This window comes from Hoeflea sp. Naph1 (assembly GCF_046837775.1).
Lineage (GTDB): Bacteria > Pseudomonadota > Alphaproteobacteria > Rhizobiales > Rhizobiaceae > Hoeflea.
Window position 1 is genome coordinate 3,833,814 of the sequence record NZ_CP177286.1, and the last position, 13,431, is coordinate 3,847,244.

Below are 13,431 nucleotides of genomic sequence, written 5' to 3' on the forward strand. Positions count from 1 at the left end.
CTTCAGACCATGTCGAAGGTCATCGCCACCGGGCAATGATCCGAGGCTTTGGGCCGGTCCCAGCCGGTGCGCGGAAAGCGGTCGACTTCCTGACCGGCAGGAAACAGCGTTCGCCACGGCTGCCCGCTGCGAATGATGTCGGGCTTGCGGTCACGGTTGGTGCGGGTCAGCGCAGGCGAGGCCAGCAGATAATCGAGCTGGCACAGATGCCGCTCCTCGGGTCCGCGCGTGTGGTAGAGCGTCCAGCGGTCCATTTCCGGCCGCCGCATCACCACGTTCTCGGCAAAGCCGTCGGCGGTCAGTACCCGCACCGCGCCATCATCTTCCTTGGCCGGCGTGAACTGATAGCCCGTGCGGCGGTCGCCGGTGATCACCAGCTTTTCGGTGTAATCATTGAAATCGCCGGCGATCACATAGCGCTTGCCGCCGCCATCGACGCCAAACCGGTCGGAAATGATCTTGCGCACCGCCCCGGCTTCGGCCACCCGCACCGGCATGGTGTAACTGCGGCCATCGACACCATCGCGCGGGCCGCCCATCGATTTGAAATGCACCACATAGACGGTCAGCCGTTTGTTGCCGACCTTGATATCGACCTCGAGACAATCGCGCTTGAGGATCCGGTCGTGCGGTTGCGCCAGTTCCTTGAGCTCGGGCACATAAAGACCCGCCGCCTCGTAGGTCAGATGGGCGTGGCTGGTGACCTCGAGGATCTCGATCGGCGCGCCGTCGAGTGTTTTGTCGCGCGCCATCAGGGCCAGATTGATGCCACGGCCATCATTGCCGTCGACCAGCACCTTGTGGCGATAGCCATCGCCGATCATCTTGAACAGATAGCCATATTCGAACCGGTGCAGCGTATCGAGGCTTTCAACTTCCTGCAGGCAGAGGATATCGGCATCGGCCTCGGCGATGGCCAGCGCGGTGAGTTGCCGGGTATCATCGGTCAGCGACACCGCGCGGGCGATCTCGGCCTGGCGGTATTGCGCCTCGGAGCTGAAATCATAGAGCTGCGATACCCGGTCCTGCCTCAACTCGTTGCGGTAGCCGGAAAAATCGAACCGGCTCATCAGGTTCTCGGCGTTGAAAGTGGCAATGCGAATGCTCATGCGGCGTCCTGGCTTAGGGTCCGGAGAATGCGGCCGGGCTGATTTGCCCCGGCGCCTGTGCTCCCGACCCTATTGCGCGGTCCGAACCGATGCAATTGCCGCCGGGAATGAAACCACTGAGCCGGCGCTGTGCCGCTTACCGATCATTGATCAGCCCCAGCACCAGCCTTTGCACGGCACCGCCCTCACCCATTTCGACCCGGTCGAAATCGCGGCCGCGCTGCCGCTGCCAGTCCGACAATTGTTTGAGCCGAGCCTGCAATTGCGCCCGCACCTTGTTGCAATCGCCGTCGTTGGAGGCGCTGAGTCCGATGCTTGCCGACTCGATCTCGCGCACCATCTCGATGATGTATTGCCCGTGCACCTTTTCATGGGCCGCGAGCCCGTCGTAAAAATCCTTCCAGCGCGAGGCCACGTCCGATGGCATCTTGCCGCGCGGCTTGGGCAATGTGTAGGTGATGATCAGTTTCGGTCGCGCCGAGGCCAGCACGCAGCCGCCATCAGCCCGGTTCTGATAATCCCGCCGCCAGGTAAGCTTGAAGGTGGTGTGGGCAATGGTGCGTCGGTCACCTGCAATCACCGGGCCGTTGGCGCCGATCGACTGGTAGAGTTCCCGCCCCGACTGACCGCTGATGGAATAGGTTTTGACCTGCTCGACCGCCTCCCAGGCGAACGCCGGTGCCGACAGCGTGGTAATCCCCAACAGGGCTGTGGCGCAAACAACGAGGCGGTAGACAAGGCGCATTGAGAACTCCAGCTTTTTCGCGGCGGGCCTGACCGTATGCAACCGGCCACTACCGCCTCCACACAGGGCCGTCAGCGTTCAAGTATCGACGCCACCGGCCCGGCGGTTGTTGCGGCAAACTGCGACAAAACCATGTCGGATGCAAAGCGGGCGCATTCGCGTTGGCCGTTATGTTCCGGTCCCGGCTTCAGGCCTGGGCCAAGTGGCCACGTGCAGGCGGTTCGGCAAGGATCGCCCAGCCAGGCCTGCGGAACAGGAACCAGCCATGGCCGCTGGACTTGATCATCCACAGCAGGATCAGCGGCGACACGGTTGCCACCGCGATGACCAGCACCGAGATCCAGCCGGCACCGAGTTCCGGCATCAACCGGATCAACGCCGTGCGGGTGACTGCCATCGGCAGGAAAAAGGCGAGATAGACGACGATCGAGTTTTCCCCGGCATGGCGCAAAAAGCGGGTCACGGGGCCGGCGCAGGTGGCCAGCAGCGACGCCGAAGAGATGATCGCCAGTGCCCCGGCAAAACCAAGCCCGAGCCCGACCAGCGGCAGATCCGACAACCGCTCGCCCCAGGGCGCAAGCGCCATGGGCACCGGCGCGAACACCAGCATGCCATTGGCCGCCGCCCAGCCCGCCAGCATCCAGAGCCCGGCGAGCCGGTGGGCCTGAACCCAGCTTGCCGCGCGGAAGATCCGCGGAGCTGCGGCGAAGCCCGCGAAGAAGAACACGTAGCGCGCGGCGAACTCGTCGATCACCAGCCAGCCGGTCATCACCGGGGCGGCGTTGAGCACGGCCGCCGCCAGAAATACGATCCATTTCGGCACAGTGACGAGCAGCCGCGTGACGACAAAAAAGATCGGCAGCAGATAGATGAACCACAGCGTCCCGAACGGTTCGACATAGGAAATCAGGTAGTGCGCAAGGGTTGGTCCGGGGCCTGCCTCGATCATCATGACCGGCGCCTTGAAGGCGAACTGGATGCTGAGCCACAGCGCGTAGAAATAGGCAAAATGGACGACCTTGCGATCGAGATAAAGCCGCCACGGGCGGTTGATCACCAGCCCCAGGAACAGCCCCGAAATCAGGAAGAAATCCGGCATCCGGAAGGGTTTGGCGAAGGCCACCACCAGCCCCATGAAGCCCTCGTCGCCGAGCGCCTTTTCCACCCCCAGCGTCGAATGCATCATCACCACGAAGACGATGCAGACGCCCTTTGCGACATCGACCCAGCCAACCCGGCCGGGTGATTGGTTCTCAGCTGCTGACACGGGACGTTCCTCTTTGCAGCTGAAGTTTAGCGCAGGTGCCATGACGATGGGTTAGCGCGGCAACAAACCGGTCAAGACCGTTAAGCATCGGTTAACACCGCCAGTCCGCGCCGCGCGCCGCCGTGATTGTCAGACGTCGAGCCACCGGACACGGCAAACAAATTCACGAAATTTTACTGATTGTCACTTTCCGTGTAGGGTGCCCCTCCGTGTGCGCAATGCTGCGCGCCCGTTTTCAGATTGGACATCCCCATGCAGATCCCCACATGGACGAAACCCGCCCTCCTCGGAGCGGCGGCAGGAGCCGTTGTGCTCGCCATCGTCGGCTTCTCAAGCTATGGCGGCTGGGTCACCGGCGGCACTGCGCAGGAAATGGCCGACAAGGCCGGCAATGATGTCGGCACGCAGATCGTTTCCGCGCTCTGCGTCAAGAAATTCGTCGCAGCCCCCGGCGCCAGCATGCAGCTGGCCAAGCTCAAGGAAGCCAAATCCTGGGACCGCGACAACTTCATCGAGGACGGCGGCTGGGCAACCATCGACGGCGTCGAGGACGGCATTGATGGCGTTGCCGACGCCTGCGCCGACCAGCTGGCGGCGATGGACGAACTGCCCGCCGCAGTGATGGCGCCTGAAGCAGCCGAAGCGCCTGCCGTCAGCGGCTGAGCCAGACCACGACACGTATTGAGGGCAGTCCGGCACAGCGCCGGGCTGCCCTTTTTCATGGCCTGTTGTGAGGTTGCTCTGCCTCGCAATGCCCGCAGCTTTCCAAGTGTGCGGCGGTGCGCGGCAGGGGCGGGCCGGCCACGCCGATTGCGCGGTTGTTTGATCCGCATCATTGCATGACGGCGCTGCGCTTGTAGGATGAGATATGACGACCATCATCCTCAGCCGATTGGAGCAGGCCTTGAAACCGACCATGATGATTTTCGCCGCCGGAATGTTGACCGGCATGACCGCGCTTGTGCCCGCCGCGTCCGCTGCCAGTTGCTGGGACCTGTGGTACGAGCGCAACGCGATTTACGCCGACAATGGCTACTGCTTTTCCACCAGCCTCGGCAAACGCACGTTTGGCAATGCCGACTGCTGGACCAAGAATCCGGAGCTGAGCCCGCGCGAAACCCGCCGCGTGGCCAAGATCAAGGCCGAGGAACGCCGCCGCGGCTGCAAGGTCAACTGAGCCGCATCGGGAATTGGTGAGCACCGGGCGCTGAAGCGCGGGGGCAATCAGCTTTTGGGTGGAGGATCATCCGGCGCGGACCTGTCCGGTGCCGGCGCGAAAACTGCCCGTTCCCTGCGGGCCTCTCGCCGCGCCGCCGCGTCCCCGTTGACGCTTCTATACTGGCCAGACAGCCGGAAACGCACCCGCGCGAAAAATCCGCCGGGGTGTGGCCATGAGATCAGTCCGGAGGGCCGCACGCGGGCAGTGCCTCAAAACAAGTGTAGTAGGGTGGCGCTGAGCGCGCGCGGCCCGAAACTCGCCGGCTGCTGTCCGGCATCCGACAGGCGCTGGCCTGCTTCCCGCGAGGCCCGGCTTCCTCACCGGCCTCCCGCCCGGGTTGCCCCGGCCGCGATCCGGACAGACCGCGGGAGATGCTTTTGGCGCATGTTCCGGCACGAACCCCGGTCAGGCTGAGAACGATGCGTGTCCGCTGGCCCGAGTGAAATCACCCGCGCCTGGGCCCGCATCCAGCCCGGCCGTGTCCGCCACAGGCCCGTTCCGGTTCTCCGCTCCCCACCCGCCGTGCGGCAGGCAAAAGCGCAAATTCCGGCCCGGTGGCTGGCGCGCCGCGCCGTTTTCGGGCGCGGGCTGCCAGCGGAACCACGATGGCCACCGCCTCCCCTGACCCGACGCCCTACGCTGGGACACCGTGCCAGAGGCATTCCCTCCCGCCTGGCTCGAAACGCTCGCGATCCATCCGGCAGCGGAAGTGCCGGGGAGTATGGCATGGGGCAAATGGGTGTGGAAAAGATTGGGGGGGACCCAAAGAAAAACACTAAAATTCACTCTGAAGAACAAGTTTACAAATAAGCGCTAGAAAAATATTGCCTTATGAATCGGGTGTGTAGAATCGTAGTGATTTACAAATGCAGACCTCAAAGCCCACGCGAAATGATGTCCATCATTTTTTAAGTTTGTAAAAACCTCAGATTCCGATCTATCATCCGGGTCTACATTAGTGAGGTGTTCCCTCACCTCTGAATCAGAAATACTCCTGATAAAAGAATCGTAAATTCGTAAAGACTTGTGTATTTCTGGACCAAAAACATAAAGAAGCCGCTCAATCGGGGTCATCTTCATCATATCTCTACAAATAATTCTTTTCTGCCGCCAAGATTTTTGAGCCATCTCTGCGCACATCACGATACCCGCAAAATAAATAAGCTTTCTGGAATAAACTAATTTAATATTTCTCAACCCCCACGACTTACCAAGCTCTGTCGTTTTGAATTCAAAATCGATACATATAGTACGATAATATCTAATAATATCATTGAGTAAAAATAACCCAAGCTGATGGTTTGTTATTCTCTCCGAGATGTATCTTTCAATTATCCTATCAACCAATTTATTATATAAATCTATATTATTAACTGGCATCGACTCCAACACCAATAGCATCCTCTGTGTGATTTTACTATTATCATCATTTGATCCACCAATATTTTGGACCATATCATCAATGTTTATTACGCTTTCTTTAGAAAAAACCCCAGAGCTACCGGGATCACCTAGACCGGCCCCCTCTTTCGCTGCGCTCCACAACTTCCCTGCCGATGCAACCTGCCCATCATCCAACGAACCGTCAGCAATCAGGAACGCATCGAAATCTGACGATTCGGTCAGCTCCTTTCGTGCCAGAGACCCATTGACCACCAAACAGCAATCGCACTCTTTCACCGAAATCAAGGCCGCATGTATTCGATTGATCGCTTCTCCAGACCTAGCATGCGCCGACTTTATACCTGAAAACCCATCATCTAGTAGATTAATCAGACCATCTAATTCGCTCATACCGCAACCTCAAATCACTCAACGATTTCAAAGACACATTCTTGTTAATTAGAAACTGGGAGGCCGGCAGTTTACACTTCCGGAGGCGTCCGCCAGAGGAGCCGACTCTATCCCAATCGAGCGATTCCAACACGTCTTGCTCAGGCATAAAAAAGTCATCGATTCCGACATCTGCCTTAGATTTCGAAGCTAGCTCAATAAAGTTAGCCTCGTACTGAGCAAACGCTCCTCTCGACAGAAACTCCCCATAAAATGCGCCCTTAGATTCCCAGAATATATCTAACTCTTCGATTTCTTCCGCCGACAACTCAGAACCAGAATATAGATTAAATAGTGTATTTACACACCGATATCTATCAAAAGGAGGAACTAGTTTGAAGCTTAGAAAAAATCTATATATTCCATCTATTGTATCGACATTAATAGGATCATGAAATATCCAGTTTAAATAGTCTCCTTTATTACCAACGCAGAGGCCAACCAACCTATTAGTATCCACACCATAATCATTCAAAATTCGACCAACATCAGAATTCTCACCAGAAACGATCTCTTTAACTATCGTTCTATGAGATATTAGCGGGTTTATTTTCAGATATGCCCTTTCAAGGGAATGCGAAAAAGCACCATGCCCCATATCATGGCACAATGCAGTCGCCGCAATAATAATAGTCTCCTCCTCTGAAAATAAACACTTATTACTCAAAATATCAGACAGCTCAAAAACACCACATGTGTGATCTGCTCTTGTATATCTATATTGGTAGTCTCCAGAATAATTACTATTCATGTAATCAATTATTCCGAGAAATGAAATATCATGCAATCTTTTAAAATAAAAACTATCAACAATCTCATTGTATAGCGACTTTACTTTATCACTCATGACATCACACACCTCTCCTACCGTCCCGGCCGGCCGGTTTTGCCCGGGCGGCGTTTCTGGCGGGCGGCTTCGGCCGGGTCCTCGTAGCTGCCGGCGCCGACCTTGCCGCGTTTGAGGATCGGATCATCGGGTTTTTTCGCCGGGGTCTTGCCCGGCACAGGCTTTTCGGTGCGGCCGACGGTCATCTCGTCCAGGCTGTTTTTCCGGAAATAGCCGGGCGCAGCGTCGTCGCCCTTGCCGCCGGCCAGCGGCTTTTCCATGTCGGTGCCCGGGCCCATGTTGTCGAGCGTGGGTTTCCTGAAATAGTTCGATTCCGGGTTGCGCAGGATATCGGGATTGGGCGCCTTGGAGGGCCCCCGCACCGGCTTGCCGGTGGCCGCGGCCTTGCGTGAGGCCTTGGTGTTTTCGATGCCGGCGTTGCGGGCCATCGGATCGTCCATCAGGTCGAGTTCGACGGCCTTCAGCCGCTTGATCTCGTCGCGCAAGCGGGCGGCGGTTTCGAAGTCGAGATCGGCGGCGGAATCGCGCATCTGCTTTTCCAACGCCTCCAGATGCGCCTTGAGATTGGCGCCGACCAGCGCGCCCTCGTCGCTCGCCTGGCCCTTGCCACCCTTGCCGTAGGGGGCGGAGATCGAGGCGCGGACGTGGTCGCGCTCGTAGACCGAATCGAGGATGTCGGAGATGTGCGCCTTGACCGATTCAGGGGTGATGCCGTGAAGGGTGTTGTATTCCTCCTGCTTGGCGCGGCGCCGCGAGGTCTCCTCCATGGCGCGCTCCATCGAGCCGGTGATCTTGTCGGCATAGAGGATCACCTTGCCGTCGACGTTGCGGGCGGCGCGGCCGATGGTCTGGATCAGCGAGGTTTCGGAGCGCAGGAAGCCTTCCTTGTCGGCATCGAGGATTGCCACCAGCGCGCATTCGGGGATGTCGAGCCCCTCGCGCAAGAGGTTGATGCCGACCAGCACGTCGAACGCGCCGAGCCGGAGATCGCGGATGATCTCGATCCGCTCCAGCGTGTCGATGTCGGAGTGCATGTAGCGCACGCGGACGCCCTGCTCGTGCAGATATTCGGTCAGGTCCTCGGCCATGCGCTTGGTCAGCACCGTGCACAGGGTGCGGTAGCCGGCCTGCGCCGTGGCGCGGATTTCGCCCAAGACATCGTCGACCTGGGCGCGGGCCGGACGGACTTCCACCGGCGGGTCGATCAGCCCGGTGGGGCGGATCACCTGTTCGGCAAAGACGCCGCCGGCCTGCTCCATCTCCCAGTTGCCGGGCGTGGCCGAAACGGCGACGGTGGAGGGCCGCATCGCGTCCCATTCCTCAAACCGCAGCGGCCGGTTGTCGAGGCAGGAGGGCAGCCGGAAACCGTATTCGGCCAGCGTCGCCTTGCGGCGAAAGTCGCCCCGGTACATGCCGCCGATCTGCGGGATCGAGACATGGCTCTCGTCGATGAACAGCAGCGCATTGTCGGGGATGTATTCGAACAGCGTCGGCGGCGGTTCACCCGGCGCGCGGCCGGTGAGATAGCGCGAATAGTTCTCGATGCCCTGGCAGACACCGGTGGCCTCGAGCATTTCCAGGTCAAACCGGGTGCGCTGTTCAAGCCGCTGCGCTTCCAAGAGACGCCCCGAGGCTTCGAGCTCGGCGAGGCGATGCTTGAGTTCCTCGCGGATGTGTTTTGCCGCCTGGTTGAGCGTCGGCCGCGGGGTGACATAGTGCGAGTTGGCATAGATCTTGACCGATTGCAGGTCGCCGGTTTTCTGGCCGGTGAGCGGATCGAACTCGGCAATGCTCTCGATCTCGTCGCCAAACAGCGTGATCCGCCAGGCAGCATCTTCAAGGTGGGCCGGGAACAGTTCGATGGTGTCGCCGCGCACCCGGAACGAGCCGCGCTGGAAATCCATGTCGCGGCGCTTGTATTGCTGCGCCACCAGGTCGGCCAGAAGCTGGCGCTGGTCGATGCGGTCGCCGACCGCCATCTGGAAGGTCATGGCGGTGTAGGTTTCCACCGAGCCGATACCGTAGATGCAGGAGACCGAAGCGACGATGATGACGTCGTCGCGCTCCATCAGCGCCCGGGTGGCGGCGTGGCGCATCCGGTCGATCTGCTCGTTGATGGTCGATTCCTTCTCGATGAAGGTATCGGTGCGCGGCACATAGGCCTCGGGCTGGTAGTAATCGTAGTAGGAGACGAAATACTCGACCGCGTTGTCGGGGAAGAAATTCTTGAATTCGGAATAGAGCTGCGCTGCCAGCGTCTTGTTGGGTGCCAGGATCAAGGCCGGGCGCTGGGTCTCGGCGATCACCTTGGCCATGGTGAAGGTCTTGCCCGAACCGGTGACGCCCAACAGCACCTGGTTGCGCTCGTTCTCGTTGGCGCCTGCCACCAGATCGGCAATCGCGGTCGGCTGATCGCCGGCGGGCTCATACTCGGTGACCATCCGGATCGGCACGCCGCCTTCCGATTTCTCGGGCCGCGCCGGCCGGTGCGGGGTCCAGGCCTTGCCGTTCTTGAACAGCGGATTGCCGCTTTCGATCAGATCCGACAGCGCCTGCACGGTGGCGGTGTTGGCGCTGGTGGCGCCCGAGGCTTCCGCCTCCTCCATCGACATGTCGAGCCCGGCCACGGCATTGAGCCCGGCAGCAGCGCGCTCGCGCGGATTGCTGGAACCGCCGATAGAGGTGCCGCGCGCGGTCTTGCTGTCAGACTCCTTGGCCTTGCCCTTTTTGGCGGGCTTGCCCTTGGGTGGCAGCGCGGCGGCTTCCTCGGCACTGAGCTGACCAGCCTTGCGCCGATGCTTGCCGGCCTGGGAGCGAATCTCGCGGTTTTCCGCCTTGCGCCGCGCCTTGACCGCATCGAGTTCGGCTTCCCTGGCCAGATCGGCGGCCCAGTCGGCAATCGAGCCGGACGAGGACACCGGCGCGCCGGAGAGCGGCCGCTGCGGCGCTTCTTCAAAACCGTCGAATTCGGAACCATCCGAACCGGATGATTTTGAGGGGAATTTTGCCATGGCCACAATATGGGCAGAGTCGATGGCGAAAGAAAGAGGTGGCCGGGGCAAAACGGGAACGAATGCGGCTGATGCTGACAGCAGGTGTCAGCAGGGGTGACGCTTTCGCCTGATCCCGCCGCAGTGAAATCCGGGCGCATCCGGCTTGCAAGGTTAGGTCTAGGCATAGCCTGCGGATATGATACAGGATGACGACAAGCGACGCGACTATCTCGATCTTTTCCCTTCCCGCTGGCGGTATCGCCGGCCGAGCCGGTTAATGAGAGCCCATGGACACGACATTTTCCGCCCCGCTGATCTTTCTCAATGCTGATGGCCTGATTTCCGGCTGGAGCGAGGGCGCCGAGCGTCTGCTTGGCTGGAGTGCAGCCGAGGTGATCGGCCAGCCCTATGCCAAGGTGTTCGACGATCTCGATTTCTTCATCGCCGTCGACGGCCCGATGGATCTGGAATGGCTCTCGGTTCCCGCCCCCGACGGCGGCCGGGTGATCGCCATAAGGACCATGAAGACCAAGCAGCTGCTGGAACGGTTCGATCTGACCATGTCCAATTCCGAGATCATCGGAACCTGGAACTGGAACATCGCCGGCGACATGATCAGCGCCGACAGCCGTTTCGCAAAGGCGTTCGGGCTGGAGATCGAGCGCGCCCGCAGCGGTGTTCCGCTGCAGGTATTGCTCGACATCATTCACCCCCAGGACCGTGATCGGGTTGCCGCCGATCTCGCCCGCGCCGTCGAGGTCGGTGGCAGCTACAATGGCGAATTCCGGATTGTCCGGCCTGACGGCACGGTTTCCGACGTCGCCGCCAAGGGACGGCTGATCGACGGCAAGGGTCGCGCACAGCCGCGGTTTCCCGGCGTGCTGTTCGACATCACCGCGCGCAAGGCGGCAGAGCGCGAGGCATTTCACCAGCGCGAACGCTACCGCAACCTGTTCGAAATTCTCGAAACCGGCTTTTGCGTCATCCGCATGATCTGGGACGCGGACGGCGAGCCGGTCGATTACGAATTCCTCGAGGTCAACAAGGCCTTCACCAGACACACCGGCATCGAAGATCCCATCGGCAAGCGGATGCGCCGCGATGTCGCCCCCGCCCATGAACAGCACTGGTTCGAGATTTACGGCAAGGTGGCCAAGACCGGCGAGGCCGTCAGTTTCGAAAACCCGGCGGCGGCAATCGGCGACCGCTGGTTCCAGGTTCAGGCGTTCCCGATCGACGGCACCGGCTCCGACAATGTCGCCGTGCTGTTTTCCGACACCACCGCAAGCAAGCGCGCCGAAATCGCGCTCAGGACCAGCGAAGAGGAATTCCGGACGCTGTCGCAATCGATGCTCAACCACGTCTGGACGGCAACCCCGGACGGCCAGATCGACTGGCTCAACGACCGTGTTCTCGACTTCAGCGGCCTCGGCCAGCAAGAGCTGACGGGCGACCGCTGGGGTACAATTGTCCATCCCGAGGATTTCCCCGCGGCAGCCGCGTCATGGGCCGATGCGCTGGAACGGCAGGAGACCTACCAGGCCGAGTTCCGGGTCAGGCGCCATGACGGCAGCTATCGCTGGCACGTGGTCCGGGCAACGCCGGTCAAGAACGAAGAGGGCGAGGTTCGCCGCTGGGTCGGCACCAACACCGACATCGAGCACGCCAAGATGAACGAGGCGGCGCTGGCCGAGCTCAACGACACGCTGGAGCAGCGCATCGAGGAACGCACGCAGCAACTGCTGCAGTCGCAGAAGGCCCTGCAGCAATCGCAGAAAATGGAGACCATCGGCAAGCTGACCGGCGGCGTCGCCCATGATTTCAACAATCTGCTGCAGGTGATTGCCGGCAATCTGCAATTGCTGGGCAAGGACGTGGCCGGAAATGCCGGCGCCGAAATCCGGGTCAAGAACGCCCTTGCCGGGGTGCACCGCGGCGCCAAGCTGGCGAGCCAACTGCTGGCCTTTGCCCGCCGTCAGCCGCTGGAGCCGAAGGTCATCAATGTCGGCCGGTTCATCCAGGGCATGGGTGACCTGCTGCACCGTTCGATTGGCGAGACCATCGAGATCGATACCATCATCGGCAACGGCTTGTGGAACACCTCGGCCGATCCCACCCAGGTGGAGAACGCCATCCTCAACCTAGCCATCAATGCCCGCGACGCCATGAACGGCACCGGACAACTGACCATCGAGGTCGGCAATACCTGCCTCGATGAAACCTACGTCGCCGCCTACGACGACGTCCGCAGCGGTGACTATGTGTTGATCGCGGTTTCCGACACAGGCACCGGCATGAGCCGAGAAACCATGGAACAGGCCTTCGAGCCGTTCTTTTCGACCAAGGCGGAAGGCAAGGGCACCGGTCTCGGCCTGTCGATGGTCTACGGCTTCGTCAAGCAATCCGGTGGTCACGTCAATATCTACAGCGAGATCGGCCATGGAACCACGGTCAAGCTCTATTTGCCGCGCGCCATGGCCGAAGAAGAACGGGAAACGCCCCACCAGACAGGCGCTGTGATCGGCGGTACCGAGACCATCCTGGTGGTCGAGGACGACGACGAGGTTCGCGCCACCGTGGTGGCGACGCTGAGCGACCTTGGTTACAAGGTGCTGACCGCGCGCGATGCCGAGGCCGGCCTGGCGGTGATCGAGAGCGGCGCCGAAATCGATTTGCTGTTTACCGACGTGGTAATGCCGGGCACGCTCAAGAGCCCGGAAATGGTCAAGCTTGCCACGACCCGGCTTCCCGGTCTGGCGGTGCTGTTCACGTCTGGCTACACCGAGAATTCGATCGTCCATGGCGGCAAGCTCGATGCCGGCGTCGAACTGCTGTCCAAACCCTATACGCGCGAAGCGCTCGATCACCGGATCCGGCTGCTGCTCGACGGCCGGAGACGGGACCCCGCGCCGCAACAGCCCGCACCGGCAACCGTTGCCGTGGTCCCTGCCCGCAGTGAGCCGCAGGCTGAAACCGGCAAGCTGACGGTGCTGCTGGTCGAGGACGAGGCTCTGATCCGCATCAATACGTGCGATGTGCTTGAAGACATGGGGCACAGGGTAATCGAGGCGGGAACCGCTGCCGAGGCACTCAAGGCCATGACCGACCAGCAGATCGATATTCTGGTGACCGATGTCGGCCTGCCCGACATGCGCGGCGGCGAACTGGCCCGAAAGGTGCGGCAGATCAAACCCGCTGTCGGCGTCATCTTTGCCACCGGCGACAGCGAGTTGCCCGAAGGCGCCGATTCTGACGCCGTGCTGTTGATGAAGCCCTATTCCGACGAGGCCCTGCACAAGGCGATCGCGCAGGTTCTGCCAGCCACCGAGGCCAACACCGCATAAGCGCGCCTTTCCATCGGGGCGCGAATGCCCCTATGAAGGCCGATAAACCGGGAATTAACGCGCTGTTAACCCTG

9 protein-coding genes are annotated in these 13,431 nt (G+C 60.5%); 3 read left to right on the plus strand and 6 right to left on the minus strand.

Annotated elements, in window-relative coordinates; all coding sequences use genetic code 11:
- Positions 1 to 2: 2 nt before the first annotated feature.
- The 3 genes from ACK6D9_RS18465 to ACK6D9_RS18475 all read right to left on the minus strand — a co-directional run bounded on the left by ACK6D9_RS18465 (position 3) and on the right by ACK6D9_RS18475 (position 3,121).
- On the minus strand, positions 3 to 1,109 hold the full coding sequence (locus tag ACK6D9_RS18465) for an endonuclease/exonuclease/phosphatase family protein (protein WP_412049623.1): 1,107 nt from the start codon (positions 1,107 to 1,109) through the stop codon (positions 3 to 5).
- Positions 1,110 to 1,245: 136 nt separating this feature from the next.
- Positions 1,246 to 1,854, minus strand: coding sequence for a DUF922 domain-containing Zn-dependent protease (locus ACK6D9_RS18470; RefSeq protein ID WP_412049624.1), 609 nt, complete (start codon positions 1,852 to 1,854; stop codon positions 1,246 to 1,248).
- A gap of 187 nt (positions 1,855 to 2,041) precedes the next feature.
- Entirely contained in the window at positions 2,042 to 3,121 is a 1,080-nt protein-coding gene (locus ACK6D9_RS18475; protein ID WP_412049625.1) for an acyltransferase family protein, read from the minus strand.
- A gap of 252 nt (positions 3,122 to 3,373) precedes the next feature.
- On the opposite strand from ACK6D9_RS18475, the gene ACK6D9_RS18480 reads away from it, so the two are divergent.
- A complete protein-coding gene (locus tag ACK6D9_RS18480; RefSeq protein ID WP_412049626.1) occupies positions 3,374 to 3,784 on the plus strand; it encodes a hypothetical protein in 411 nt (136 codons plus the stop codon).
- A gap of 205 nt (positions 3,785 to 3,989) precedes the next feature.
- Positions 3,990 to 4,298, plus strand: a complete 309-nt coding sequence (locus ACK6D9_RS18485; RefSeq protein ID WP_322990282.1) for a YARHG domain-containing protein — start codon at positions 3,990 to 3,992, stop codon at positions 4,296 to 4,298.
- Between the two features lie 855 nt (positions 4,299 to 5,153).
- On the opposite strand, the gene ACK6D9_RS18490 is transcribed toward ACK6D9_RS18485, so the two are convergent.
- Genes ACK6D9_RS18490 through uvrB form a run of 3 tightly spaced genes read right to left on the minus strand, consistent with a single transcriptional unit; the run spans position 5,154 to position 10,031 of the window.
- Entirely contained in the window at positions 5,154 to 6,134 is a 981-nt protein-coding gene (locus tag ACK6D9_RS18490; RefSeq protein ID WP_412049627.1) for a DUF294 nucleotidyltransferase-like domain-containing protein, read from the minus strand.
- Entirely contained in the window at positions 6,109 to 7,020 is a 912-nt protein-coding gene (locus tag ACK6D9_RS18495) for an HD domain-containing protein (protein ID WP_412049628.1), read from the minus strand. The genes ACK6D9_RS18490 and ACK6D9_RS18495 overlap by 26 nt, the downstream gene beginning before the upstream one ends.
- A gap of 17 nt (positions 7,021 to 7,037) precedes the next feature.
- Positions 7,038 to 10,031 carry an excinuclease ABC subunit UvrB gene (gene uvrB, locus ACK6D9_RS18500; RefSeq protein ID WP_412049629.1) on the minus strand — a complete coding sequence of 998 codons (2,994 nt, stop codon included), beginning with the start codon at positions 10,029 to 10,031 and terminating at the stop codon, positions 7,038 to 7,040.
- A 269-nt stretch (positions 10,032 to 10,300) separates the two neighbouring features.
- On the opposite strand from uvrB, the gene ACK6D9_RS18505 reads away from it, so the two are divergent.
- The gene (locus ACK6D9_RS18505) at positions 10,301 to 13,357 is read left to right on the plus strand and encodes a PAS domain S-box protein (protein WP_412049630.1); all 3,057 of its coding nucleotides are present in this window, start codon (positions 10,301 to 10,303) and stop codon (positions 13,355 to 13,357) included.
- Positions 13,358 to 13,431 lie beyond the last annotated feature (74 nt).

Bases quoted from the DNA above. Each gene is read 5' to 3' on its own strand.
- ACK6D9_RS18470 (WP_412049624.1), bottom strand. From the start codon at position 1,854: ATGCGCCTTGTCTACCGCCTCGTTGTTTGCGCCACAGCCCTGTTGGGG.
- ACK6D9_RS18485 (WP_322990282.1), top strand. From the start codon at position 3,990: ATGACGACCATCATCCTCAGCCGATTGGAGCAGGCCTTGAAACCGACC.
- ACK6D9_RS18480 (WP_412049626.1), top strand. From the start codon at position 3,374: ATGCAGATCCCCACATGGACGAAACCCGCCCTCCTCGGAGCGGCGGCA.
- uvrB (WP_412049629.1), bottom strand. From the start codon at position 10,031: ATGGCAAAATTCCCCTCAAAATCATCCGGTTCGGATGGTTCCGAATTC.
- ACK6D9_RS18505 (WP_412049630.1), top strand. From the start codon at position 10,301: ATGGACACGACATTTTCCGCCCCGCTGATCTTTCTCAATGCTGATGGC.
- ACK6D9_RS18490 (WP_412049627.1), bottom strand. From the start codon at position 6,134: ATGAGCGAATTAGATGGTCTGATTAATCTACTAGATGATGGGTTTTCA.
- ACK6D9_RS18495 (WP_412049628.1), bottom strand. From the start codon at position 7,020: ATGAGTGATAAAGTAAAGTCGCTATACAATGAGATTGTTGATAGTTTT.
- ACK6D9_RS18465 (WP_412049623.1), bottom strand. From the start codon at position 1,109: ATGAGCATTCGCATTGCCACTTTCAACGCCGAGAACCTGATGAGCCGG.